Origin of the sequence: Burkholderia sp. NFPP32 (assembly GCF_900119325.1) — a bacterium.
GTDB classification, from domain to species: domain Bacteria; phylum Pseudomonadota; class Gammaproteobacteria; order Burkholderiales; family Burkholderiaceae; genus Burkholderia; species Burkholderia pyrrocinia_C.
Window position 1 is genome coordinate 196,291 of the sequence record NZ_FPJP01000013.1, and the last position, 25,610, is coordinate 221,900.

24 protein-coding genes are annotated in these 25,610 nt (G+C 67.8%); 7 read left to right on the plus strand and 17 right to left on the minus strand.

Annotated features, from left to right (window positions below):
- Nucleotides 1–49: 49 nt before the first annotated feature.
- A complete protein-coding gene (locus tag BT264_RS23640) occupies nucleotides 50–1,240 on the minus strand; it encodes an NAD(P)H-dependent flavin oxidoreductase (RefSeq protein WP_072441289.1) in 1,191 nt (396 codons plus the stop codon).
- A 122-nt stretch (nucleotides 1,241–1,362) separates the two neighbouring features.
- Complete coding sequence (locus BT264_RS23645) at nucleotides 1,363–2,799, minus strand: aldehyde dehydrogenase family protein (protein WP_072441292.1); 1,437 nt, start codon at nucleotides 2,797–2,799, stop codon at nucleotides 1,363–1,365.
- 335 nt (nucleotides 2,800–3,134) lie between these two features.
- Here BT264_RS23645 and BT264_RS23650 point away from each other — a divergent pair, with 335 nt between their 5' ends.
- Both BT264_RS23650 and BT264_RS23655 read left to right on the plus strand, forming a co-directional pair.
- Nucleotides 3,135–3,500 (plus strand): hypothetical protein, encoded by a 366-nt coding sequence (locus tag BT264_RS23650; RefSeq protein ID WP_034181339.1) that lies wholly within the window; start codon nucleotides 3,135–3,137, stop codon nucleotides 3,498–3,500.
- 203 nt (nucleotides 3,501–3,703) lie between these two features.
- The gene (locus tag BT264_RS23655) at nucleotides 3,704–4,279 is read left to right on the plus strand and encodes a polysaccharide deacetylase family protein (protein ID WP_072441295.1); all 576 of its coding nucleotides are present in this window, start codon (nucleotides 3,704–3,706) and stop codon (nucleotides 4,277–4,279) included.
- Nucleotides 4,280–4,293: 14 nt separating this feature from the next.
- Here the strand turns inward: BT264_RS23655 and BT264_RS23660 are convergent, their stop codons facing one another.
- Nucleotides 4,294–5,253 carry a phosphotransferase gene (locus BT264_RS23660; protein ID WP_072441298.1) on the minus strand — a complete coding sequence of 320 codons (960 nt, stop codon included), beginning with the start codon at nucleotides 5,251–5,253 and terminating at the stop codon, nucleotides 4,294–4,296.
- Between the two features lie 25 nt (nucleotides 5,254–5,278).
- Between BT264_RS23660 and BT264_RS23665 the strand changes: the two genes are divergently transcribed.
- The gene (locus BT264_RS23665) at nucleotides 5,279–5,968 is read left to right on the plus strand and encodes a cephalosporin hydroxylase family protein (protein WP_072441301.1); all 690 of its coding nucleotides are present in this window, start codon (nucleotides 5,279–5,281) and stop codon (nucleotides 5,966–5,968) included.
- Here the strand turns inward: BT264_RS23665 and BT264_RS23670 are convergent.
- The 7 genes from BT264_RS23670 to BT264_RS23700 all read right to left on the minus strand — a co-directional run bounded on the left by BT264_RS23670 (nucleotide 5,925) and on the right by BT264_RS23700 (nucleotide 15,108).
- Entirely contained in the window at nucleotides 5,925–7,130 is a 1,206-nt protein-coding gene (locus tag BT264_RS23670) for a glycosyltransferase (RefSeq protein WP_072441304.1), read from the minus strand. The genes BT264_RS23665 and BT264_RS23670 overlap by 44 nt on opposite strands.
- A gap of 7 nt (nucleotides 7,131–7,137) precedes the next feature.
- Nucleotides 7,138–8,205 (minus strand): asparagine synthase-related protein, encoded by a 1,068-nt coding sequence (locus BT264_RS23675; protein ID WP_072441307.1) that lies wholly within the window; start codon nucleotides 8,203–8,205, stop codon nucleotides 7,138–7,140.
- Nucleotides 8,202–9,080, minus strand: a complete 879-nt coding sequence (locus BT264_RS23680; RefSeq protein WP_072441310.1) for a GTP 3',8-cyclase MoaA family protein — start codon at nucleotides 9,078–9,080, stop codon at nucleotides 8,202–8,204. Before BT264_RS23680 ends, BT264_RS23675 begins: the two co-directional genes overlap by 4 nt.
- A gap of 1 nt (nucleotide 9,081) precedes the next feature.
- The gene (locus BT264_RS23685; protein WP_072441313.1) at nucleotides 9,082–10,077 is read right to left on the minus strand and encodes a phosphotransferase enzyme family protein; all 996 of its coding nucleotides are present in this window, start codon (nucleotides 10,075–10,077) and stop codon (nucleotides 9,082–9,084) included.
- Nucleotides 10,078–10,827: an FkbM family methyltransferase gene (locus BT264_RS23690; RefSeq protein ID WP_072441316.1), complete on the minus strand. Its 750-nt coding sequence runs from the start codon at nucleotides 10,825–10,827 to the stop codon at nucleotides 10,078–10,080. It abuts the gene before it with no gap.
- Between the two features lie 268 nt (nucleotides 10,828–11,095).
- A complete protein-coding gene (locus BT264_RS23695) occupies nucleotides 11,096–12,688 on the minus strand; it encodes an ABC-F family ATPase (protein ID WP_072441319.1) in 1,593 nt (530 codons plus the stop codon).
- 140 nt (nucleotides 12,689–12,828) lie between these two features.
- Entirely contained in the window at nucleotides 12,829–15,108 is a 2,280-nt protein-coding gene (locus BT264_RS23700; protein ID WP_072441322.1) for an AsmA family protein, read from the minus strand.
- 152 nt (nucleotides 15,109–15,260) lie between these two features.
- Between BT264_RS23700 and BT264_RS23705 the strand changes: the two genes are divergently transcribed.
- On the plus strand, nucleotides 15,261–15,962 hold the full coding sequence (locus BT264_RS23705) for an ABC transporter ATP-binding protein (RefSeq protein ID WP_072441325.1): 702 nt from the start codon (nucleotides 15,261–15,263) through the stop codon (nucleotides 15,960–15,962).
- Nucleotides 15,959–16,762, plus strand: coding sequence for an ABC transporter permease (fetB, locus tag BT264_RS23710; protein WP_034181315.1), 804 nt, complete (start codon nucleotides 15,959–15,961; stop codon nucleotides 16,760–16,762). Before BT264_RS23705 ends, fetB begins: the two co-directional genes overlap by 4 nt.
- A gap of 48 nt (nucleotides 16,763–16,810) precedes the next feature.
- Here fetB and BT264_RS23715 read toward each other — a convergent pair whose 3' ends face one another.
- From BT264_RS23715 to BT264_RS23725, 3 genes are all read right to left on the minus strand, one after another.
- On the minus strand, nucleotides 16,811–17,284 hold the full coding sequence (locus tag BT264_RS23715; protein ID WP_072441328.1) for a PliI family lysozyme inhibitor of I-type lysozyme: 474 nt from the start codon (nucleotides 17,282–17,284) through the stop codon (nucleotides 16,811–16,813).
- 250 nt (nucleotides 17,285–17,534) lie between these two features.
- A complete protein-coding gene (locus tag BT264_RS23720; protein ID WP_072441420.1) occupies nucleotides 17,535–18,086 on the minus strand; it encodes a DUF6013 family protein in 552 nt (183 codons plus the stop codon).
- 264 nt (nucleotides 18,087–18,350) lie between these two features.
- Nucleotides 18,351–19,367 (minus strand): zinc-binding alcohol dehydrogenase family protein, encoded by a 1,017-nt coding sequence (locus BT264_RS23725; RefSeq protein ID WP_072441331.1) that lies wholly within the window; start codon nucleotides 19,365–19,367, stop codon nucleotides 18,351–18,353.
- Between the two features lie 123 nt (nucleotides 19,368–19,490).
- On the opposite strand from BT264_RS23725, the gene BT264_RS23730 reads away from it, so the two are divergent.
- Nucleotides 19,491–20,432: a LysR family transcriptional regulator gene (locus BT264_RS23730; protein ID WP_072441333.1), complete on the plus strand. Its 942-nt coding sequence runs from the start codon at nucleotides 19,491–19,493 to the stop codon at nucleotides 20,430–20,432.
- Nucleotides 20,433–20,634: 202 nt separating this feature from the next.
- Entirely contained in the window at nucleotides 20,635–21,480 is an 846-nt protein-coding gene (gene serB / locus BT264_RS23735) for a phosphoserine phosphatase SerB (protein ID WP_072441336.1), read from the plus strand.
- Nucleotides 21,481–21,567: 87 nt separating this feature from the next.
- On the opposite strand, the gene BT264_RS23740 is transcribed toward serB, so the two are convergent.
- From BT264_RS23740 to BT264_RS23755, 4 genes are all read right to left on the minus strand, one after another.
- On the minus strand, nucleotides 21,568–22,749 hold the full coding sequence (locus BT264_RS23740) for a cystathionine beta-lyase (RefSeq protein WP_072441339.1): 1,182 nt from the start codon (nucleotides 22,747–22,749) through the stop codon (nucleotides 21,568–21,570).
- Between the two features lie 113 nt (nucleotides 22,750–22,862).
- Nucleotides 22,863–23,405, minus strand: coding sequence for a hypothetical protein (locus BT264_RS23745; RefSeq protein ID WP_072441342.1), 543 nt, complete (start codon nucleotides 23,403–23,405; stop codon nucleotides 22,863–22,865).
- An 18-nt stretch (nucleotides 23,406–23,423) separates the two neighbouring features.
- Nucleotides 23,424–24,614, minus strand: coding sequence for a beta-ketothiolase BktB (gene bktB, locus BT264_RS23750; protein ID WP_072441345.1), 1,191 nt, complete (start codon nucleotides 24,612–24,614; stop codon nucleotides 23,424–23,426).
- 69 nt (nucleotides 24,615–24,683) lie between these two features.
- A complete protein-coding gene (locus tag BT264_RS23755) occupies nucleotides 24,684–25,610 on the minus strand; it encodes a sugar kinase (RefSeq protein ID WP_072441348.1) in 927 nt (308 codons plus the stop codon).

The window sequence follows — 25,610 nt, forward strand, 5'->3', positions numbered from 1 at the left end:
GAATGGTTTCCATTCTCCTCGTAGGGTCTTTTCCTTATCTTGATATTCGTCAAGCCAGCGTAAACGTGGGACGGTTTGCCGCAGGCTCGGTCGCACGGCCCGTCAGCAGCAGGTCGAGCAAATCGCGCACGCTGCGGATCGCGCGGCCGAACGGCAGCGCTTCGCGGCCGCGGAAGAACAGCCCGTTCGCGACGTCGCCGCGCAGCGCGGCCGCCAGCCGCGTGTCGATGCAGAAATGGCCGAACTTCTCGATGCCGTCGCGCAAGCCGCATACGCTCAGGCATTCGAGCGCGGTCGGACAGCGCTGCTTGAATGCGCCGAGCTTGTTGCGGATCCGCGTCTCGTTGCGCAAGTAACGATCGAGCCACGGCGTCTTCACCGCGCGCGCGGGCAGCCCCGTCACGCTGACGAATTCGACGATGTCGTCGGGTGCCGCATCGGCGAGCACGCGCTTGAAATCCGGATGCGCGTCGCCCTCTTCCGTCACCGCGAACGGCGTCCCGACCTGCACGCCGTTCGCACCGGCCGCGAGCGCCGCACGCACCATCTCGTGACTGTTGATCCCGCCCGCAACGATCAGCGGGATCGTGTCGCGCGCGAGGCCCAGCGACGCCATCACCTGCGCGGTCTCGTCAAGCACACGCGCGAAATCGAAGCGCGCGTCATGCATGTCGTCGATCTGCGTGACGCCGAGGTGGCCGCCCGCGTGCGCCGGATGCTCGATCACGATCGCATCGGGCAGGCGCCCCTTCTTCATCCACTTCTTCAGCACGAGCGCGATTCCACGGCTGTCCGACAGGATCGGGATCAGCGCGACGTCGTGTCCTTGTGTGAGATCGGGCAGATCGAGCGGCAGGCCCGCGCCCATCACGATCGCATCGGCGCCTTCGTCGCACGCGACTCGCACGTAGTCCGCATGCGCGCTCACCGCCTTCATCACGTTGACCGCGATCATCCCGCGCCCTTCGCCGTAGGTCTTCGCGAGACGGATCTCGCGCGCCAATGCGTCGAGGTTCGCGGCCTCGAGCGTCGCGCGATCGGGCTGCGCACGACAACGCGCGAGCAGGTCCGCATGATGGTGGCGCAGGTCGATGCTCGCGATCGTGCCGACCGCGCCTTCGCGGGCGACGCTGCCCGCCAGCCGGTGCGCGGAGATGCCGACGCCCATGCCACCCTGCACGACGGGCAGCAAGGTGCGGCCGCGTATCGTCAGCGGCGGAAAGGAAGTGCGTACGGTCATCGGATACCTCGTCGGAACATCGGAACCGCGATGATCGACGATTCACTGCAGCGCACCTTGACGGCCGTCAATAAAAAACGGCACGCGAGCGTGCCGTTTCCGGTTCATGCGGTGCGAAACGCTCAGGCCGGCTTCGCTGGCTTCAACTGCATCGACTTGTACTCGAGATACTCTTCGAGCCCATACACGCCGTTCTCGCGGCCGTGCCCCGACTGCTTGTAGCCGCCGAACGGCGCGGCGCCGTTCCACGCGCCGCCGTTGATGTCGACCTGCCCCGTGCGGATGCGCCGCGCGATGCCCATCGCACGTTCGTCGCTGCCGGCCCATACCGCGCCGCCGAGCCCGTACGGCGAATCGTTCGCGATCCGCACGGCTTCGTCTTCGTCGCGATACGTGATGATCGACAGCACCGGCCCGAAGATCTCCTCCTGCGCGATCGTCGATTTCGGATCGACGCGGCCGAACACGGTCGGCTTCACGAAGAAACCTTTCGCGAGCCCCTCCGGCAGGCCCGTGCCGCCCGTCACGAGTTCCGCGCCTTCATCGATCCCGCGCTGGATGTACGCCTGCACGCGCTGCTGCTGCACGGCCGACGCGAGCGCGCCGAGGCGCGTCGCGTCCTGCCGCGGGTCGCCCGCGACATACGTTTCGGCCGCGGCCTTCGCGATCTCGCGCGCCTCTTCGTAGCGCGCTTCCGGCACCAGCATCCGCGTGTGCGCCGAGCAGGTCTGCCCCGCGTTCAGGTAGCACGCGTTGACCGTGCCCTTCACCGCCGTCGCGAAATCGGCATCGTCGAGGATCACCGACGCCGACTTGCCGCCCAGTTCGAGCGCGACGCGCTTGACGCCCGCGGCCGCCAGCTCGGCCACGCGCTTGCCGGCGCGCGTCGAGCCCGTGAACGACACCATGTCGACGTCCGGGTCGGTAGCCAGCACTTCGCCGACGACCGGACCGTAGCCGCACACGAGGTTGAACACGCCGGCCGGCAGGCCGGCTTCGTGAATCGCTTCGGCGAGCATGAATGCGTTGAGCGGCGCGACTTCGGACGGCTTCAGGACGACCGTGCAGCCGGCCGCGAGCGCCGGCGCGACCTTCAGCGTGACCTGGTTGAGCGGGTAGTTCCACGGCGTGATCGCCGCGACCACGCCGACCGGCTCGCGCACCACGAGCGAGTTGCCGATCCGTGCCTCGAATTCGAACGACTCGGCGAGCTTCGCATACGCCTTCCAGTTGTAGATCGGGCCGCCGACCTGGATCGCGCGCGACAGCTTGATCGGCATCCCGACTTCGCCGGTGATCGACTGCGCGAGTTCCTCGCTGCGCGCCTGCAGACGCTCGACGATCTTGCGCAGATAGCCCGCGCGCGTCGCGGCCGGCGTCGCCGCCCACGCGTCGAAGGCCGCGCGCGCCGCGCGGATCGCGTCCTGCGCGTCGGAGGCGATGCCCTCCGGAATCCGGCCGATCACGGCTTCGGTGCCCGAGTCGATCACGTCGATCGTGCCGGTTCCGGCCGGTTTGCGCCATGCGCCGTCGATATAGAACTGGTCGTAGATTTTCATCGTGTTCCGTCTCCTGTCGGGCAGAGTTGGCGCTTTAGCGCTTATGGCGGCGGGAGCAGGTACTCCAGCCCCATGCTTCGCGGGGAAGCCGACATTCTAGCGAGCGTTGCGGTCGACTGGTGTGACGATTGACAGCCATTCGAAAGGACTCCGGCCTCTGCCGCACCCTCGCTGCGCCGTCGGCGTGAACGCCGGCCCGGCGTCCGCCATGCCGCCGTCGTGCCAGCATCCGCCCGGGTACGCGGCCGGGCCCGCATCGTGCTATGTTTTTATTATCGGCACCGGCCCATTGCGACCGGCGCCGCCCGGAATCGACGCATTTCGTGAGCGCTGCCATGTCCGACGCATCCCATACCCTCGGCTCGCAAGACCGCCTGGAGCTGCTTTGCTGGCTCACCTGCGGCAATCTCGGCGCGTTTTACCTCAACGAATCGTGGCCGGACGCCACGTTCCAGGTCCAGGCCGCGCACCGCTGGCTCGACCGCCATCACCGTCAGGCCGACTGGCTCGCGATCGCCAAGCTCGCGGCGCTCGCGCAGGACATCGCGAAGCGGCACGCCGGGTTCGTCGACGCGCCGTGGGCGCGCGACGCGGTCGAGGAAATCGTCGATACCGACGATCTCGACTATCGGGCGAAACTCGTGCAATGGGTGTACGACGACTGCTGCAAGGCGCTCGCGGACAAGCGGCTGGCCGATTGAGTCGCGCGGCGGGCGATACCCGGCAGACCGCGCGAACGCCGATCCGTATCACGGGCACACGCGTAGCGTCACGGGTCGTCGCCGGCCGTTCCGGCCATCCGGCCGATCTCGCGTCGAATCGATTGGCTGGCCGCCGCCAGCCCGCGGAACTTGCGCTATCGTTTCTTCTGTCCTGTCCACCTCAAACGGCGCGTCCATCCGCGATGTCCATTCACCTCAGTTTCGACGACGGCCCAGGCCCGTCGACACCGCCCTTGCTCGACGTCCTGCGCGCCGTGTCGTGCAACGCGACCTTCTTCCTGCTCGGCAAGAACCTCGCAGGCGCGCTCGACATCGCGGCGAGAATGGCGCGTGAAGGCCATCGGCTCGGCAACCACACCCATTCCCACGCGAAGCCGGGCGCGCTGGCGGACGACGTGCTGATCGCCGAAATCGATGCGACCGACTCGCTGATTCGCGACGCGTATCGCCGGGCCGGTATGCCCGCGCCGGATACGATCCCGCTGCGCCTGCCTTATGGGCTGGTACCGCAGGACAATCGCGCCGGCGTACTTGCACGCCTTCAACGCGAACACACAGGCTGGACCGCAATCCTCGACGATTGGCAGCGCCCGGCGCCGTCGCCCGAGGCGCTGTTCGACGCAATGCGCGCGCATGTCGCCGACAGCGCGGCACGGCATCGCGACGTGCTGTTCTGCATGCACGACGGATCGCGGCATGGCGAAGCGCGGCCCAACACGGTCGAAGCCGTGCGCCTGTTCCTGAATCGACAAACCTGACGCGGCGGCCGGCTTCAGGGCGCCGCGCCGTCCAGCAACTGCCGCCAGCCGCCGAGAAACCCGATGCCGGGCCCCGGCATCCACAGGCCGCGCTGCGCGGCTTCCAGATGAATCAGCGTCTGGTCCACGCAGAACAGGGATATCAACGCCTCGCGGTTCGCGCGCATCCAGTCCGGCGCAGCATCGGGCCGCATCGCCGTATAGGCTTGCAGGCCGGCCTCCCATCGCTGCGCATCGAACACGAAGCGATCGTCCCTGCCCGCATCGCGCGACAGCGCGAACAGCGCAAAGGCCGCCTCGAGCCACTGTGCGCCCTGCCCGACGTCGTCGAAATCGAGCACGCCATTCACCGTATGCCCCACATACAACAGGTTGCCCGCATGATAGTCGCCGTGCAGCCAATGCACCGGCCCCGTCAGCCAGCGTGCAGCGACTTCGAGATGCGCGCCGATGCGCCGGATCATCGTCTCGTAGTGGCGGCTCAAGTCGGCCGACAAGGACGGCATCGCACGTGCCGATACGCGCGCATGGCGCGCCGACAGCCACGCCAGCGGCGCCGATGCGCTCGCGGGTATCGATGCCAGCGCCGCATGCAGATGCGCGAGCGCGCGCATCGCATCGATCGCGCCCGCTTGCGCATCGTCAGGCAGGCCGGGGCTGCCGTCGATATGCTCGAACACATGCAGCCAGCTTCCATCGGGAGCCTGCACTCCGGACTGCGCGTCCACGGTCGGCCGCAGTCGCGGCAGCGCGGGCAGCATCGGCGCCGTGCGCGAACGGCCGAGATCGCCGAGTATCGACGCCTCGCGATGCACCTGCTCGACCGGCTTGCCGGACCACGACACGCGCAGCACCACGCGCTCCGAATCGCACTCGACGAGGTACGTTTTGTTAGTATGGCCCGACGACAGCGCCTGCAGGCGCGCCGGCCCGAGGTTCCAGTGCCGGTGAAGCCAGGGTTCCAGCGTTTTCACGTCACTCCTACTCGTTGCATTGACCATGTCAGAGCGTCCTTCGGCCCGCATGCGGGACATCAACATCGAATGGCTGACGCGCGCTGCCGAATTCGACCATCTGTTCCAGACGCGCTGGCTCGGCGAGCGCTTCTTCCATCTGCCCGGCGACATGCTCGCGCTCCAGGAACTGATCTGGCGCGAGCGCCCCGACTGCATCGTGCAGACCGGCATCGCGGCGGGCGGCGGCGTCGTGTTCTCCGCATCGATGCTGGAACTGACGGGCGATCGCGGCCGCGTCGTCGCGATCGAACCGCGCCTGCGCGACGAGGTCAGGCAGCGCCTGCAATCGCACCGGCTCGCCCATCGCATGGTGCTGATCGAAGGCGAATCGTGCGCGGCCGACACGCTCGCGTCGGTGCGCGCGCAGATCGGCGACGGCGCGCGCGTGATGGCAATCCTCGATCTCACGCATACGCACGCGCACGTGCTGCGCGAACTCGAATGCTATGCATCCCTCGTAACGCCCGGCAGCTACGCGATCGTGATGGACACCATCATGGAGTATCTGCCGGCATCGATGTTCGACGGCAAGCCGTACGGCAAGGGCAACAACCCGGCGACGGCCGTACGTGAATTTCTCGCCCGCGACGACCGGTTCGAAGTCGACGAGGACATCGAGGACCGCGTGCTCATGACGCTGTCGCCAGGCGGCTTCCTGAAGCGAGTGCGTTGATCAGGCGGGCGGCCTGCGCCGAGCCGTCGCGCGCGTAGCTCGCACGGATGCGCGCCGCGTGCTCGCGCAGCGGGCCGGGACGCAACAGGCGTTCGAGCGCATCGGTAATGTCCGCGACACCGGCCTGCTGCAGATCCAGCACGCACCCAGCGCCGGCCCGCTCGACGAAGTGCGCCGAATGGAACTGGTCGTTGCAGAACGGCGACAGCAGCATCGGCACGCCGCACGCGAGCGACTCCATCACCGAATTCGCGCCGCCGTGGCTGACGAACGCGTGCGTGCACCGCAGCAGCGCCAGTTGCGGCACATAACGCACCGCGACGACGCGCTCGTCGCCGGCCGGCAGCAGATCCGAATCGACCAGTTCGCCCACCGACAGCACCAGCTGCGCCGACGTCGCGCGCGTCGCTTCGATGACCTTCGCGAACACGTCCGGGTGGTAATAAAGCTGGCTGCCGAGCGACATGTAGACGAGCGGGCGATCCGCGTCGAGGCGTTCCCACGGGAACGGCGTCTCGTCGCCGCGCGGGCCGGACGGCAGCGCGGGCCCGACCAGATCGACACCCGGCGGCGGCGCGCCGACCAGTGCGTCGGTCGTGAACGCGAGCGTCAGATGCGGCGACAGGATGTCGCAACCGCGAAAGCGCGCGTCGAGACCGTAGCGCGCGAACAGGCGCGTGCGCTCCGGCGCGAGCCAGCGCACCGTGCGCAACAGTTCCGAATCGAGATCGTCCGGCAGCACTGGATTCAGCGAATTGGACATCGAGACCCACGGCAGCCCTTCCAGCTCCGCGGCGATCGCCGCCGCATAGAGCAGCGGATCGATCACGACCACGTCGGGTTGCCATTCGCGCAGCACCGCGCGGATGCCGTCCACCTGCGCGGGTGCAAGGTCGATCAGCAGCGTGCGGATCCAGTGCCGCAGCCAGTCGGAATCGCGAATGTTCGCGGCGAAGCTCGCGCCGCGCGACAGGTCGTGGCGTTCTGGCGTCTCGCGCGGCCCGACGAACGTGAAGTCGCCTGCGCCGTCGAGCTGCGCGCTGATGTCGGCCGGCGCGTAGAACGCGACGTCGCAGCCGGCGGCGCGCAGATGCTGGGCCGGGCCGATGCACGGATTGACGTGCCCTTTTTCGGGCACCACGCAGAACAGGATGCGTTTCATGAGCGGCTCAGGTTGGGCGATGCGCGGCATCGAAGTGGAAGTGGTCGAGATGATCGAGGATCAGCGTCAGCGTCGTCCACAGTACGCGTTCGGTATCCGCCTGCAATGTGGGCGCGGTAAGACCGAGCGTATCGGCGAGCGCGCGCGTGCGGTCGCGATCGAGCAATTTCGTGAGGTCCATCGCCGGTGCGAGCCGCCCGCGCTTGGGGCCGTGCGCGAGCCGGTCCGGCAGGTTCAGGCGCGCACCGAGATCGCGCAGGCACTGCTTGTCCGGATCGGGCGCGATGCTCGTCAGATGCGCGACGACGGCGGCGTCGACAAACGGCGGATGCAGGTCGACCGACGCCGCATCGAACAACGCATGACACAGCGGCAGATAGTTGGCCGACCGGTCGCGGCGCAGCACCTGGTCCGCACCGTCGCCGGTGATGGCCACCTCGATGCCGTCCGCGGCCATCGCCTCGGCCAGCAGCAGCTTCGCGACCGGATGCAGGTTGAACATCGGCTCCTCGACCGCATGGGTCGTTCTCGGCAGCGCGGCCACGAAATCGGCCTCGTTCGCGCGCACGATCTTCACCGTCGCCTGCATCTGCGCGGCCAGTTCGAGTGCGGCATCCCGTTCGCAATAGTCCGGCATGTCGGTCGCGAGGATGTAGGACGTCACGTGCCGCTGCGCGCCGAGTTCGCGCAGCAACGCGAGCAGCAGCGCCGAATCGAGCCCGCCGCTCAGCGCCAGCGCGACGCGCTTGCCGCTGTCGAGCGCGCGTTGCAGCGATGCGCGCAGCACGGTTTCCAGATCGCCGCGCTGCAGCCGCTCGGGCGACGGCTGCACCGCCAGCCCTTGCGGCGAACGGATCAGCGCATGGCCGGGCGGCACCGCCAGCACGTCGCGCAGCACGGTGCGACTGATGGGACGCTCGCCGCTCAGGTAGCCCGCGATGGCGGCCGTGTCCGGCGCGCCGGCCGGTTGCCCCGAAGCATGCAGGACGGCCCGGATGCCGGACGCCGATACGCCGCTGCGCGGATGGTAGTGCAGACGATCGAAACCGAACAGGTCGCGCGTGCCGACGATCATGGATAACGAGCCTTCAGGGTGTCCACTTCAATACGTTTGAGGATGCGATGCGGCGCCACCGGCGCGCTGCCGCCCTGGCAATGCAGGCACGCTTCGAGCGGCGCCTCGCGTTGCAGATAGGCGAGCATCGCGTCGAGCATGCCTGCATCGTCGCGCAACGGCAGGCCGTCGGATTGAAAATCCTTCTCGCCCTTGTACAGCGTATGGAAATGCGCGGGACGCGTGCACGTGTAGAACATGCCGTCGCGAATCATATGGCACCGCTCGCGAATCCAGCAATCGCGATAGAGGCGCTGCGCGTCGTCGCGATCCGTGCCGGGCTGTGCGCGATTCATCGTCGTGAACACGTCCTGCACCTTCCAGTTCAGACGTACGTCGAAGCGTGCGGCCTGATGCTCGACATACGCAATCAGGTCGGGCGACAGCGACGGCTTCGGGTAGCGCGAGATCGTCAGCGCATCCACCGACTGCCAGAACGCGTCCGGCATCTCGCCGAGCTTCAGGCCGTTCGTCGTGACCGAGATCACGGGCGCGATGCCCGTGGCGCGCACGCGTTCGATCAGCTCGACGAGTGCCGGATGCAGCAGCGGTTCGCCGCCGACCAGCTTGAACATGCGCGGGCTCAAGACCTTCGCGGCCATGCGCAGATCGACCTCGAGCGAATCGGGGTTCGCATGCCACTCGGGCAGGAGCGGCGACAGCGAGCAGCATTCCGCGCAGGTCAGGTTGCAGTGATCGACGATATGCGCTTCCAGCGAGCGCGTCCGGACGCGCCCGTCTTCGACGCGGTAATCGCGATCCAGCGGCGGCGGGAAGACATGTTGCCGTTCGCCGGACGGCAGCGGGTTCGTGGCCCGGTTCGGATTCGCATTCACTTCAGCTTCCTGCTTCCATGCAACGGGAAAAGAAATCGACGAGACGGCCGCGCGCGTCCACCATCGCGGACGCCATCGTCACCGCCCCGTTCAGGTGCGCGGCGAAGCGCACGGGATCGTCGAGCCAGCCTTGCACGACCCACAGCTTGAGCGCGTGCTGCAGACACGCGGCATCGACGGCCCATGCGATGCGCGCGGGATCCACTGGCCGGACCCGCCGGTACGCGCGCACGAAGGCTTCCGCCAGGTGCGGCGCCTCCAGCGGCAGATGATTCAGGCAACGCACCAGCTCGTATTCGCGCGGCGCGCCGATCGACGCTTCCCAGTCTAGGATGAGCGGCGGCGTGCCCGCGTCCGTGAACAGGTAGTTGAACTGGTTGTAATCGTTGTGGATCGGGTGCTGCGGATCGTCGGCGGGAAACGCTTCGACGCTGCCCGGATAGTAGCGGTCGATCATGCGCAGCGCGAGTTCGACATAGCGGTGCAGGTTCGCGGCGCCGTCGTTCGAGCGCGCGCGATCCAGCGCGTCCAGCAGGCTGCGGCGCACCGCGTCCGCGTCGATCGCGGCCAGCCGCGCGCGGATCGTGTCGAGCGACGGCAGATGAAGCCGTTCGAGGCTCAAATGCAACGCCGCCAGACTCGCGCCGAGCGCATCCCATTCGGCAGGCGAAAACGTATCGTAGGTTCTGAACTGCCCCGCTACCCAGTGCGTCAGCATCGCGCGCGCGCCGGTGCCCGTCCACAGCGGTTCGCCGGCCGTCGTGCGGTTCAGCGTCTGGACACGGAAGCGGACATCGCCATGCGTCTCGAAATGCGCGAGGACGGCGGCTTCCTTGGCCGCGCGCGCATGATGCTCCGGCGCATAGAGCTTGACCGCCACGCCGCCGCCGTCGGTCGGCAGGTGCCATACGCGTTCGCCGACCTGCCGCGGCGGCCCGCTTTGGCCGAGCGCGTAGGCGTCGCGGATTTCGTCGAAGATGACGGCGGGCTGATCCATTCAGATGTGCTCGGCCGGCCCGTGCCGATACGGATGCCCGCTCAGGAACGTGTTGTGCCCGACGTAGCGCAGCTTGTACATCGCCGGGCGGAACAGTACCGAAGGAGCGTTGTTCGCGATGCCGAGCAGCGGGTACAGGTCCTGCCGCACGAAGAATGCGTTGTTGCCCATGTCGTCGCAGCAGACGAGCTCATAGCCCTTCTGCCTGCCGAGATGAACGAGTGATTCGAGGCTCGCGCCGTAATAGGTCGACCCGTCCCATTCGTGGTCCGGATTGAAGCACATGACCCAGCGTTCGGGCGGCGTGTAGTACGGGTTGTATTCGATCACCACGATGCGCGGCTGAAACGCTTGCAGGCCGCGCCATACCCAGTAGTCGTTGCCGTCGATATCGATCGACAGCAGGTCGAAGTCGGCGGGCACGTTCGCATCGGCGAGCAACAGGTCGACCGTGTCGGGCTGGACGCGGTCGTGGTGCAAACGCACGCGCTCCGCGCCCGCGTATTGGGCGGCAAGCTTGCCGAACCGGTACGCGCTGCCTTCCACCAGCACGCCAGCCCAGTCCTGTTCGCGCAGCAGCCGCGCGGTGTTGCTGTTGCGCAGGCCGTCGCTCGCGCCGATATCGACGCAGAAGCGATTCGTCGGCGCGATCCGCTCCATCAGCCGCGCCAGGATGCTTTCCTCGGTGCCCTGCGCGTACAGGCTTGGCGCAAGGCCGGACAGGTCGAGCGGCAGAGGATGGTCCTGCATCGAGGGGCGGCTCCGGGTCGGGGGTGGGGGGGAATGGGGATTGGCGTTCGGAGTGTAATTTACCCGAAGTCGATTGATCGGAGGAAACTGGAATGCACGATGCTGTCCGGCTTTGCCGGCGGCGGAAATGAAAAAGCCCGCATCGACAATGCTGTCGATGCGGGCCTGATGCGTTTTTGGCGGTTTCCCTCCATGCGCCGCGCTTCCTGCTGTCTAACCACGGCACATGAACGGAAGCGTCCGCCGTTGCGCAACGCGCAAAGGACAATTACTCCTGCCCCTGACTCGTCAGAAACTCCTCGTAATTGCCGCCGAAGTCGAACAGCGTGCCGTCCGTGCGCACTTCGATGATCCGGTTCGCCAGTCCGCTCACGAATTCGCGGTCGTGCGACACGAAGATCAGCGTGCCTTCGAACTGCTCGAGCGCGATCTGCAGCGACTCGATCGATTCCATGTCCATGTGGTTGGTCGGCTCGTCCATCAGCAGCACGTTGTGGCGGCCGAGCATCAGCTTGCCCCAGATCATGCGGCCCTTCTCACCGCCCGACAGCACCTTCACCGACTTCTTGATGTCGTCCGACGAGAACAGCAGGCGGCCGAGCGTGCCACGCACCATCGTTTCGTCGTCGCCGTCCTTGCGGTACTGGTCGATCCAGTCCATCAGCGTGATGTCGTTCGGGAACTCCTCGTACGTGTCCTGCGGCATGTAGCCGACATTCGCGTTCTCGGACCATTTCACCGTACCGTGATCGAGCTCGAGCGCGCCGAGCAGCGAACGCAGCAGCGTCGTCTTGCCCGCGCCGTTCTCGCCGATGATCGCGATCCGCTCGCCCGGCTGCACCGACAGGTTGAAGTTCTGGAAGATCGTGCGCTCGTACTTCTTCGTGATGTCTTCGGCGACCACCGCGACGTTGTGCAGCTTCTTCTCGAACTCGAAGCGGATGAACGGGTTCTGGCGCGACGACGGCTTGAATTCCTCGATCTTGATCTTGTCGATCTGCTTCGCGCGGCTCGTTGCCTGGCGGGCCTTCGACTTGTTCGCCGAGAAGCGGCGCACGAAGTCCTGCAGTTCGGCCACGCGCTCCTTCGCGCGCGCGTTCGCCGCGGCCTGACGCTCGCGCGCCTGTGCCGATGCGAGCATGTAGTCGTCGTAGTTGCCCGGCCAGACCTTCAGCGTGCCGTAGTCCATGTCGGCCATGTGCGTGCACACCGAGTTCAGGAAGTGACGATCGTGCGAGATGATGATCATCGTCGAGTTGTACTCGTTGAGCGTGTGCTCGAGCCAACGGATCGAGTTGATGTCGAGGTTGTTGGTCGGTTCGTCGAGCAGCAGCACGTCGGGCTTCGAGAACAGCGCCTGCGCGAGCAGCACGCGCAGCTTCCAGCCCGGCGCGACGTCGCTCATCGTGCCGTTGTGGAACTTCTCCTCGATGCCGATGCCGAGCAGCAGCGCGCCCGCGCGCGCCTCGGCGTCGTAGCCGCCGTATTCGGCGAACTTGCCCTCGAGCTCGGCCGCGTGCATGTAGTCGTCGTCGGTGGCTTCCGGGTTCGCGTAGATCGCGTCACGCTCGGTCATCGCGGCCCACATCTCGGTGTGGCCCATCATCACGACGTCGAGCACGCGCACGTCTTCGTACGCGAACTGGTCCTGGCGCAGCTTGCCGAGACGCACGTTCGGCTCCAGCGCGACGTTGCCGGCGCTCGGCTCGAGGTCGCTGCCGAGGATCTTCATGAAGGTCGACTTGCCACAGCCGTTCGCGCCGATCAGACCATAGCGGTTGCCCTCGCCGAATTTGACCGAGATATTCTCGAACAAGGGCTTCGGCCCGAATTGCATCGTGATGTTGGCAGTAGAAAGCACGGCAGGTCCCGTAAGAGAGAAATCGACGGAAAACCGTGTATTTTAGCAGGTGTCGGAGAAACTGCCGACCGCACTGTTCCGGCCCCGCCAGCCGGGCCGCCACGTGCGGCGCCGGCGCCCGCGTCCGCATCAGGCCAATGTCACTTGCCGGCCTTCGCCGCCTCCTTCTGCGCTGCCTTCTCCTTCATCTGCCCGAACAGCTGCGAGCACGGCACGTCCTTGTTGTTGCTCGGCGCGATCAACGGAATCAGCGCCGCGAACGGGTTGATCAGACCGAGCCCGATCATCGCGCCGGCACGCAGCGCGAGCGCACCCGCATCGACGCCGACGTCCGGGTTCTTGAACGTGCCCTTCGCGTACAGCGGCGAGCGCAGCGAGAAGATCCGGAAACCCTTCGTGTGCGGATGGATCTTCAGGTCGAGCGTTTCGTCGCGCAGGCTGATCGGGCCGTCGACGTTGATCAGCGCGTCGTCGGTATCGAGCGCGAACACCTTCGGGTCGAGGATCCCGTTGGTCGCGACGAAGTCGATCGCCGCACAATTGATGTTCACGTCGCGATTGCCGAACAGCTTCTCGTAGACGACGTTCGCGACGTTCAGCCCCGCGGCTTCCATCAGCAGGCGGCTGATACGGCCGTCGGTGATGAGCGCCTTCACTTCGCCGGTCGACGTCGCAGCCAGTGCGGCCGGCGAGTTGCCGGTCGCCGACAGCGACGCGTCACCGTTGATCTCGCCGAGCGCCGACTGCATCACCTTCTGCGTCGGGAACAACTGCTTGAGCTTCAGGTGCCGCGCGGCCACCGTGAAGCGGCCCTTCAGCGGCGCGCCGCTGCCGTCGAGATGCGCGGTCGTCGCGAGCGTGCCGCCCGCGACGCCGAACTGCAGCGGTTCGAGCGACAGCACGCCGTCCTGCATCACGATGTGCGTGTACAGGTTGGTGATCGGCAGGTTCGCGCTCTTGATCAGCTTGCGGCCGGTGAACTTCACGTCCGCGTCAAGCGCGCGCCAGCGGTCGGTACGGAACGTCTCGACCGGCAGCACGCGGCCCGGCGGCTGGCGTGTCGTGTCGCCGCGCTTGGCCTTGCTCGCGGCCGTGTCCGCGCCGATCACCGGCGCGAGATCGGAGAACTGCAGGAGGTTCGACACGAGTTCGCCCGACAGCTTCGGTCGCGGCTCGCGCTGCTCGTACAACAGCGTGCCGCCGAGATCGCTGCCGCCGACGCGGCCGTTGAAGTTCTCGTAGCGGAACGTGCTCGCGCGCCGCTTGAAGTTGCCGATCAGCCGCCCCTCGGTCGCATAAGGCGGCGTGTCGGGCAGCGTGATGCCGGTGAGCTGATAGAGGTGCGACATCGACGGACCCTGCAGCCACAGGCGCAGGTCGAGCGCCGCGAGATTCCGCGGGTCGGTCAGCGTGCCGACGATTGCGAGCCGCGTGTCGCCGGCCTTCACGTCGGCCTGCAGCGGGAACGGCCGCGACGTGTCCTCGACCGCGAGCACGCCGCCGAGCTTGCCGGTGCCGCTGATCGGCACGTTCTTGTAGCGGCCGCCGACCTTCAGCCCGAACGCATAGGTCGGGCCGGACGGCTTCGCGGGTGCCGCGGTGCCGCTTGCGCCGGATGCGGCGGACGCACCGGACGCGGGAGCTGCCGCCGACGCAGGCGCAACCGCAGACGCTGCCGCAACCGCCATGGACGACGACGCCCCCGCAGCCTGCGCCGCCGACGCGCTCGACGCGGCTTCCGCGTTCGCCTTCGCGCTCAGTTGCGCGGCGCCGTGCTTGCCGACACGCTGCGCGGACGCCGCGCGCGACGTCTGCTCCTGTTCCTTCAGCACGTCGCCGAGCGGAATCGGCTGCCCGAGCGTATCGATCGCGACGCTCAGGTCGGCCTTCGTGATCGCGTCGCGATACGTGACGGTGCCCTTCGCGAAGCCAAAGCTGTCGAGCCGTACCTTCCACGGCGACGGCTGCGCCGATTGCTTGAACTGGAAAGTCCACGTGTTGCGGCCGTCGGCGAGCCGCTCGAGGTCGACGGCGGGATTCACGACGTCGATCGACGGAATGACGATTTCATGCGCGAGCAACGGCAGGATCGCGAGATCGAAGTGCGCGGCATCGAGCGTGACGAATTTGGGCGCCTTCGCCCAGTCTGGGTTGCCGATCTCGAGCTGCGTGGCCGAAAAGCTCGGCCAGGGCACCCAGGCGCGCCAGCCGGTCTCGCCGTCGGGGCGACGCCAGCCGACCTTCAGGTCGCCGTTGATCGCGAACGGGCGGCCGAGCGCGGCACTCACCTGCTCGTTGACCCACGGTTTCGCGCGGTTCCAGTCGAATGTGAAGAGAAAGACGCCGGCCGCCGCGATGAGCACCGCGACGATACCGACGATCCATGCAGCCGATTTGCCGATGGCTCGGGTTAGCGTCATGGCGGTTCCGTTGTTGTTCTGACATGTTGCCGCACCATGCCGGGCCGCTTGCGTGGACGAACGGCGCACGACACGCGCGGCTTTTCAATCGGTATTATGACGCACGGCACGGCGACCTTTCGGTGCCATTAACGCTTTTTTTCATTTGTGACATGACAGCCCCCACCGGCCTCATCGAGGCACAGCGCATCACGCGGCGCGACGCCAGCAGCGGCAAGACCCTGCTCGCCTCGACCGATTTCAGCCTCGCAGCGGGATCGCGCATTGCTATCACGGGACCGTCCGGGTCGGGCAAGAGCGTGCTGCTGCGCGCGCTCGCGCTGCTCGATCCGCTCGACGACGGCCACATCCTGTGGCGCGGCCGCCGGATCCGGCGCAGCGCGATCCCGCGCTACCGGCGCAGCGTCGCATATGTGCGCCAGCGCCCCGCGCAGATGGACGGCACCGTCGAATCGCAATTGCGCTATCCGTATTCGCTGGCGATCTATCGCGACGTCGCGTTCGATCGCGCGCGCGCCGAAGCGCTCGCCGCACGTGCCGGCCGCGGCCCCGACTTTCTCGACAAGCGCGCGAGCGACCTGTCGGGCGGCGAAGCGCAGATCGCCGCGCTGCTGCGCGTACTGCAGCTCGACCCCGACGTGCTGCTGCTCGACGAGCCGACCTCCGCGCTCGATCCCGAATCGGCGCGCGCGATCGAAGCGCTCGTCGGTGCGTGGTTCGACGCGGCGCCCGACGCTCGCGCGTATATGTGGATCTCGCACGATCCGGCCCAGGCCGCACGGATCGGCACGACGCGGCTCGTGATGCAGGCCGGCGTGCTGCACGCTGCAAACCAGATGGAGGCTGCGCGATGAGCCCGGCACTGCAGGACCTGAGCCTCGTCGACGTCGGCATCGCCGCCGCGCTCGTCGCAATCAACGGCGCGATCTCGGCGGCGCTGTCGCTCGGCCTCGGCCGCAAGCTCGCGCTCGCGGCCGTGCGCACCGTCGTGCAGTTGCTCGCGATCGGTTATGTGCTCGGCTGGGTGTTCGGCCATCCGCACTGGTATGTCGTGCTGCCGCTCACCGCGCTGATGACACTGATCGCCGGTTTCGCCGGCGCGGGGCGCGGCAAGCGCACGTACCGCGGCCAGCGCATCGACAGCATCGCGTCGATCTGGTTCAGCAGCTGGTTCGTCGCGGCGGTCGGCCTGTTCGTCGTGATCCGCATCCATCCGTGGTACGCGCCGCAATACGCGATTCCGATCCTCGGGATGATTCTCGGCAATACGCTGACGGGCGTGTCGCTCGGCGTCGAGCGGATGATGGAAGAGCTCACCGCACGCCGCGACCGCGTCGAGACCGCGCTCGCGCTCGGCGCGACGCGCTGGGAAGCCGCGCAGGACGCCGCGCGCCAGGCCGTGCGCGCGGGCATGCTGCCGACGCTGAACCAGATGGCCGTCGTCGGCGTCGTGAGCCTGCCGGGGATGATGACGGGCCAGGTGCTGGCCGGCCAGTCGCCGCTGCAGGCCGTGCGCTACCAGATCGTGATCATGTTCCTGATCGCCGCGGCGTCCGCGCTCGGCACCGTCGGCGCAGTGCTGATGACCTATCGCCGGCTGTTCTCGGCCGATCACCGCTTTCTCGCAGCGCGGCTCGAAGAGCGTGCGCACTGACACGCGGCGGCGCCGCGCGATGCGTACGCGCGCTGCGCGACCAGCGCGTCAGCGCGCGGCGCGGCGCTTGCCGATCGCCTGCCGCAACGCGGCCGCGATGTCCGCGTCGGGCGCGAGCCCGTCGACCGACGCGACGAGCCGCACCGCACGCGGTGTCGTCACATAGGCCTGCGCGCCGACATAACCGCCGCTGCCGGCCGAGCGCGTCGTCACGACGAGCGCCTGCGGCGCGCGTGCGCCGAGGTCGGCCGTGAACGCATCGGTGACCGTGCCATCGCGCGCATGCAGCGCCCCCGTCACGTAATCGTCCGTATCGAAGCCGGGTGCGGCATGCGCGGTCGAATACACGCGCACCGCATAGCTGCCGGTCGAGCACGGTTCGAGTGCGCCGCTCGACACGACCGCCACCTGCTGCCGCGCCGGCAGCTCGACCTTCTTCACGAAACTGCAATCGTCGGCCGCCTGCGCGTGCGCGGAGACGAACGCTGCGGCCGACAGCAGCATGCACATTCGGAATTTCATCGGGATATCGTTACAGGAAGGTGATGATGTGGCGGAGCATAACGTGACATCCGCATGACGTCACGCAGGTTGGCACGCTGAGCGGACGCGCGCAAACAGTGCAATGCCGTTGCCGCGGCAACATAGCGCGAAGCAGGTCGCGGGAAAGCATCGTGACGGCGACACGAAACGTTCACGTGCCGCCCTGCTCGTCCCGCCAGTCGAATCCGTTGCGCGCGCACCGGACGAAACGCCGGCTCGCGCGCGCCGCTCAACGTTTGATCGACACCGTCACCTTCGTGCCGTCGCTCATCGTCACGGACTTCGATCCGCCGTTGGTCGGAATCGACACCCACTTCACCTGGCTCACCGACACGACGTCCGGGCACTGCAGCGACTTGCCGCCCGCCGTCACGTTGCGCGTGCCCTTCGGGGCGGCCGCCTGGAAACTCATCTGCACGTTCGCAGTCCCCTTCGCGTCGACCGACGGCGCGAGCCGCACCTGGGTCTGGCGCACCATCGCGCCGTTCTCGTCGCGCGGCAGGTTGTCCGCATTCGGGCAGCCGTCCGGCAACGCGACCGCGCCGCTCGGCGGCACCGACTTCCAGTTGAAGTCGTCCGTTTCGCCCGAGCGGATCTTGCGGGTCTCCTGCGTATTGCCGAAGGTCTTCGAGTCGACCTTGACGGTGTATTCGAGCTGTCCCGTACCGCCGCCCTTCAGGCTGCCCTTGACCGGCGGCGCCGCGAATACGCTCGCGCTGACGCACGCCGCCGCGAACACGGCCGACCACGATGCGGCGACTGACAAGCTGCGTTGGCTCATGCTGACCTCCTTGTAATGCGGCGGCACGCGCGTGCCGCGCGGTTTTCGATGCATGATGCGTTGCCAGTCTACCGCCAAGCGGCATGCAATGCGCCGCAAACGCATCGGGTGTTACCCCGCTTGCGTTCGCGGCGTTGCAACCTTACGCGCGATGCCGGCTCTCGAGAAAACGCCGGGCCACCGCAGGCTTTCCGCCCCGAAGGAAGTCACAGTGGGGGATGCCTCCTCGAAGGACCTCGCACGACGCGACGGGTTTGCAGGCACTCAGAAGCCGCTCAGCACGAGCTTGCCGATCGTGCGCCCGGCTTCGAGCAACTGGTGCGCGCGCCGCACGTTCGCCGCATTGATCGCGCCGAGCTGTTCGCCGAGCGTCGTGCGCAGCGCGCCGCCGTCGACGAGCCGCGCGACTTCGCCGAGGATCCGGTGCTGCTCGATCATGTCCGGCGTCTCGAACATCGCGCGCGTGAACATGAACTCCCAGTGAAACGCGGCGCTCTTCGCCTTCAGCAGTTCGACCGGCACCGGCTTCCCGTTCTCGACGATCGTGCAAATGCCGCCCTGCGGCCGGATTACTTCCGCCGCGGCGGGGAAATGGCGGTCCGTGTCGTTGAAGATCAGCACGTAGTCGACATTCGGATGCCCGGCTTCGCGCAACTGTGCAGGCAGGTCGCCGAAATGGTCGACCACCGCATCCGCGCCGAGCGAGCGCACCCATTCGGCCGACGCCGGCCGCGACGCGGTCGCGATCACGTGCAGCTTGCCGAGCACCTTCGCGAGCTGGATCGCGATCGAGCCCACGCCGCCCGCGCCGCCGATGATCAGCACCGACTTGCCGGCGTCCGCGCCCTGCGGCGACACGCGCAGCCGGTCGAACAGCGCTTCCCACGCGGTCAGCGCAGTGAGCGGCAGTGCCGCGGCCGCGGCGAAGTCGAGCGTGCGCGGCTTCAACGCGGCGATCCGTTCGTCGACCGCATGGAATTCGCTGTTCGCGCCGGGTCGCGTGATGCTGCCCGCGTAGAACACTTCGTCGCCGGGCCGGAACAGCGTGACGTCCGCGCCGACCGCGACGACCGTACCGGCGGCATCCCAGCCGAGCACGCGCGGCGTGTCCTCGACCTGCGACTTCGGCGCGCGCACCTTGGTGTCCACCGGGTTCACGGAAATCGACTCGACCTTCACGAGCAGGTCGCGCGGGCCCGGCACGGGCTGCGGCAGCTCCACGTCGAGCAAGGCCTGCGGGTCGTCGATCGGCAGATAGCGGGTCAGTCCAACGGCTTTCATCACGAAACTCCTTTCAGGGAAACGGGCGGGCCGCGGCGCAGCCCCATGAACGTCATCGTAGGCAACCCGATCATTCGAGAAAACCGCTATATTTCCTGAAACATTTTCAGGAATTTCAGAATAATGGCGTCCGATCCGATTCCCGCACCCGACAAGCCGCTCGACCTGCTCGACGTCGCGCTGTTCGTGCGCGCGGCGCTGCTCGCGAACGTCACCGCGGCCGGGCGCGAATTCGGCGTGTCGGCCGCGGTCGCGAGCGCGCGCATCGCGCAGCTCGAGCGCCAGCTCGGCGCGCGGCTGCTGCACCGCACCACGCGCCGCATCAGCCTCACGCAGGACGGTGAGGTCTTCATGGCGCGCGCCGACGCGCTGCTGTCGGCCGCCGACGCCGCGCGCGCGTCGGTCGGCCGCGGCCGCAGCGAGCCGTACGGGCGGCTGAAGGTATCGATGTCGTCGTCGTTCGGCCGCCAGCATGTCGCGCCGGTGATTCCCGCGTTCCTGCGCCGCTATCCGTCGGTGTCGCTCGACCTGCGGCTGTCCGACGAGATCGTCGATCTCGTCGACGACGGCTACGACGTCGCGATCCGCCTCGGCGCGCTGAAGGATTCGACGCTCGTCGCGCGCAAGCTCGCGGTGAACCGCCGCGTGCTGTGCTGCTCGCCCGCGTATCTCGCCGAACGCGGCACGCCGCGCCATCCGGCCGACCTCGCGCAGCACGAGTGCGTGATCCTCGGCAACCAGCGCGACTGGTCGTTCGCGACGCCGCAAGGCCCGCTGACCGTGCGGGTCGCCGGCCGGCTCGTCGCCAGCAACGGCGAGGCGATCCGCGAAGCGCTCGTCGACGGCTTCGGGATCGCGATCAAGTCGACCTGGGACGTCGGCCCGCTGCTCGCGAGCGGCGCGCTCGTCACGGTGCTCGACGACTATCCGTTCGCCGACGACGTCGCGATCTGGGCCGTCTATCCGAGCCGCGCACACGTGCCGCTGAAGACGCTCGCGCTCATCTCCTTTCTGGCCGAACATTTCGGCGATCCGCCGTACTGGGATCGCGTGGACGGGCAATAAGCGTTGACGTTCGGCCCGCGCGGCGGGCGTGCCGTTGCGAGTCCGGCCTCAGGATTCGTACCTGCCGCGATCGCCCGGCCCGGCCAACCGGCTACAATGGCGCGTTCGCGACGCCATGGCCCGCAGCCGAACGGGGCCCGCGTCCGCAGGCGGCCGTCCGTTGGCCGCGCATGCATTTCATTCGCCTCGCAACCATCCCGCCATGACCCACAACCTCGTCATCCAGAGTCTTGCGCCGCTGTCGGACGCCCATCACAAACCGCTGCTCGCGCTGTCGCGCGGCACCCGCATCGTGCAGACCGACGATCACGCGCTGCGCATCGAAAACGTGAACCCGGCGCAGCGCCTCGACATCGACGCGTACTGCGGCACGCACGCGCTCGACTTCGCGTTCGTCGAGGCAGGCCGCACGCTCGGCGATTTCGGGCTCGTCGTGATGGACATGGATTCGACGCTGATCACGATCGAATGCATCGACGAAATCGCCGATTTCTGCGGGCTCAAGACGCAGGTCGCCGAGATCACCGAAGCGTCGATGCGCGGCGAGATCCGCGACTTCAACGAAAGCCTCACGCGCCGCGTCGCGCTGCTGGCCGGGCTCGATGCGCAGGCGCTCGAGCGCGTGTACGAGGAACGGCTGCAACTGTCGCCGGGCGCCGAGACGATGCTTGCCGGCGTGAAGGCCGCCGGCATGAAGACCCTGCTCGTGTCGGGCGGCTTCACGTTCTTCACCGAGCGGCTGAAGGCACGCCTCGGCCTCGACTACGCGCATGCGAACACGCTCGAGATCGTCGACGGCAAGCTGACCGGCAAGGTCCTCGGCGAGATCGTCAACGCCGACGTGAAGGCGCGCCTGCTGCGCGACACGTGCGCGTCGCTCGGCCTCGAGCCAAGCCGCGCGATCGCGATGGGCGACGGGTCGAACGACCTGAAGATGATGGCCGAAGCCGGCCTGTCGGTCGCGTTCCACGCGAAGCCCGTCGTGCGCGACGCGGCGACGGTCGCGTTCGATCACGTCGGCCTCGACGGGCTGCTGCGGCTGTTCTGATCCCGCGCGACCTCGAATGAAAAACGCCGGCGCGATCTTGCATCGCGCCGGCGTTTCGTTTTTCCGCGGGACGTACTCGGCCTGCGATCAGCCGAGTGCGGCCTGCATCGCGCGCTCGATATCCGCGCGCAGGTCGGCTTCGTCCTCGAGACCGACATAGAAACGCACCAGCGTGCCGCGGTGCGGCCAGTCCGGGCGCATCGACGCGACGTCGTAAGGCATCGCGAGGCTGCACGCGCCGCCCCAGCTCCAGCCGATCGCGAACAGTTCGAGCGACTCGACGAAGCGGTCGACCTGCTCGGCGCTGTAGCGCTCGTCGAACACCACCGAGAACAGCCCGCCCGCGCCCGTGAAGTCGCGCACGAACGACGCGTGCCCCGGGCAGTCCGCAATTTGCGGGTGCAGCACCGACGCGATCTCCGGCCGCGTCTTCAGCCATTGCGCGAGCGCGAGCGCGCTCTTGCTGTGCGCGTCGAAACGCACCTGCATGCTCGGCAGGCTGCGCAGCACGAGCGAGCAATCGTCGACCGATACGCCGATCCCGCAGCGCATCCGCGCGAGCTTCAGCTTCGCGTGCAGTTCGGCGTCCGCGGTGATCGTCGCGCCCATCAGCACATCGCTGCCGCCCGACTGATACTTGGTCAGCGCCTGCACCGAGATGTCGACGCCGTGCTCGAACGGCTTGAATGCGAGCCCGGCCGAATAGGTGTTGTCGATCGCGGTGACGATGCCGCGCGCCTTCGCGGCCGCCGCGATCGCCTGCACGTCGGGCACTTCCATCGTCACCGAGCCGGGCGCCTCGATCCAGATCAGCCGCGTGTTCGGCTGGATCAGCTCGGCGATGCCCGCGCCGACGAGCGGATCGTAGAAGCGCACGGCTATGCCGAAATCCTTCGCGAGCCAGTTGCCGAAATCGGCGTTCGGCCCATACACGTTGTGTGGAATCAGCACGTCGTCGCCGGCTTTCACGATCCCGAAATAGACGTTCATGATCGCCGCGAGGCCAGACGGCTGCAGCAGCGCGTGCGTGCCGCCCTCGATCTCGGCGAGCCGCTGCGCGAGCGCGAGCGACGTCGGCGTCGCATGCAGCCCGTAGCGCCACTGGTTGTCGTTGTGCCAGACGAGCGCGCGCATCGTCGCGAGATCGGGGAACACGACCGTCGATGCGCGCGCGACCGGCGGCACGAACGAACGGAAGCCTTCCGGAATGACGTCGTCGGGTTGAACGATGCGGGTTTGCAGCGCGCGCTTGGGAGTGGATGCAGTCATGACAGGAAGCCGGGCACAAGGCCGTTCGGTTGCGGAATATGTCGCTAGATTAGCCAAAATCGGCGCATTTGGCCCGGTACAATGCGCGCCGCGCACGCCGAGCCAGCGCGGGCTCAGTCGTCGGTGCGCAGATCGACGACCGAGCCCACCGTCTCGATTTCCTGCACGTGGCCGTCGCGCACCTGCAGCGCCGCGCGCTTGCCCGGCGCCAGGCGCAGCACGACGGGCTGCGGGTCCGATTCGTCCGAGTTCATCCGGTCGGCCTTCAGGTCGCCCGTCGCGTCGAAGCGGCCGATCCATACGCCGGAGATGTTCGTGCCGTCGTTCGATTCCTCGATCTCGAGCGTATCGCCATCGCGATCGCCCGCGAGCAGGACCACCTCGCCCGTATCGGCGAACTGGTATTCGCCGTGCACGCCTTCCTCGTCCGTCTTCGGGCCGAGATGCACGACGATCGGCCGGTCGCCGAGCGTGCCTTCGTAGCGAGGCAGCCGGGCGAATTCGGGATTCGGCCGCAGCGGCCGCGCGGGTGCCGCCTCATCCTGTTGCGCGCCCGGCGCGACGGCCTGCGCCGCGACCGCGCCCGGCAGCGCGATGCCCGCCGCCAGCGCACATGCGACGACAAGCGCCCGTTGCCATTCCGAATATCGACCCACCTTGCGTTGCTCCTTGCTTCAGATTCGCTCGAAAATCGCGGCGATGCCCTGCCCGCCGCCGATGCACATCGTCACGAGCGCGTATCGGCCGCCGATGCGCTGCAACTCGTACAGCGCCTTGACGGTGATCAGCGCACCCGTCGCGCCGATCGGGTGGCCGAGCGAAATGCCGGACCCGTTCGGATTCACCTTTGCCGGGTCGAGACCCAGCTCCTTCGTCACCGCGCATGCCTGCGCGGCAAATGCCTCGTTCGCCTCGATCACGTCGAGATCGGCGACCGTCAGCCCCGCGCGCTCGAGCACCTTTTGCGTGGCCGGCACGGGACCGATCCCCATGTAGGCCGGATCGACGCCCGCATGCGCATACGCGACGAGGCGCGCGAGCGGCTTTGCGCCGCGCTTCTCGGCAACGCTGCGCTCCATCAGCAGCACCGCGGCGGCCGCGTCGTTGATGCCCGACGCGTTGCCGGCCGTCACCGTGCCGTTCTCCTTCACGAACGCGGGCCGCAGCTTCGAGAAGTCGTCCAGGCTCGCGTCGTGGCGCACGTGCTCGTCGCGATCGAACACGACCGGCGTGCCCTTCTTCGAGCCGATCAGCTCGACCGGCAGGATCTGGTCCTTGAAGTAGCCGGCCCTCGCCGCGTGCGACGCGCGGCGGTGTGATTCGAGCGCGAGCGCGTCCTGCGCGTCGCGTGAAATGCCGTACTTCGCGGCGACGTTCTCGGCCGTCACGCCCATGTGGATCGTCTGGAACGGATCGTTCAGCGCGCCGATCATCATGTCGACCGCGCGCATGTCGCCCATGCGCTGCCCGAAGCGCGCGGCCGGGATCGAATACGGCGCGCGGCTCATGTTCTCCGCGCCGCCCGCGATCGCGATGTCCGCATCACCGAGCAGCACGCCCTGCGCGGCCGACACGATCGCCTGCAGCCCGGAACCGCACAGCCGGTTGACCGTGAGCGCCGGCGCATGCTGCGCGACGCCGCCGTTGATCGCGGCAACGCGTGCGAGGTACATATCTTTCGGCTCCGTGTGCACCACGTTGCCGAACACCACGTGGCCGACCTCGTCGCCCGACACCTGCGCACGCTGCAACACTTCGCGCACGACTTGTGCGCCGAGCTCGGTCGGCGCGATGTCTTTCAGGCTGCCGCCGAAATCGCCGATCGCGGTACGCACGCCGCTCACCACCACCACTTCACGTTGCATGTTGCCTCCTCATCCTTCTGTTCGAATGAATCGATCGTGCGGGGCCGTGGCCGGCGTGCGCGTGCCGCGTCAGCCTTGCATCAGGCGCTCCACCGCATCGCGGTGCGGAATCGGCGCGACCGCGCCGTAGCCCGTCGTCGACAACGCCGCCGCCGCGTTCGCATAGCGCGCCGCCGCGAACGGATCGTCGCCCGCGACGATCCGCGCGACGAAGGCGCCGCCGAAGCAGTCGCCCGCGCCCGTCGCGTCCACGGCTTCGACCGCGAAGCCCGGCACGACGCGCCGCTCGTTCGGCGTCGCGACATACGCGCCGTCCTTGCCGAGCTTCAACGCGACCACCTGCGGCCCGTGTTCGAGCATCGCATCGACGATCGCGTCGCGATCGTTCGCGCCCGTAAGCGCGGTGACGTCGTCCCAGCTCGGCAGGCAGATGTCCGTCTGGCGAAGCGCCTCGCGTATCACCGCGCGGGCGCGCGGCAGCGGCCAGAGCTTCAGACGCAGGTTCGTGTCGAAGCTGACCTTCGCGCCGTTGCGGCGCGCATGGTCGATCCCTGCGAACGCGGCGTCGCACGCTGCGGTGCTGATCGCGAGGCTGATGCCCGACAGGTGCACGGCCTTCGCCGCGGCCAGCGCGTCGAGCGGCAGGTCGCCCGTCGCATAGCGGCTCGCCGCGGAGCCCGCGCGCAGATAGTCGAACTGGTGGCCGTCGGCGCCGTGCGTGACGAAATACACGCCGGTCGGCGCCGTGCGATCGATCCGCACGTACGTCGTGTCGACGTGCTCGGCGCGCCACATGTCGGTCAGCAGGCGGCCGAACGGATCGTCGCCGATCGCCGACACGAAGCCCGTCGACGCGCCCTGGCGCGCCGCCGCGATGCAGAAGTTCGACGTGTCGCCGCCGAAGCCCTGCAGGAATTCCGGACGGCCCGGCTGCGACTGGTTGAATTCGATCATCGCCTCGCCGAGCGCGAGGATCTCCGGAAATGCGGCGGTCAT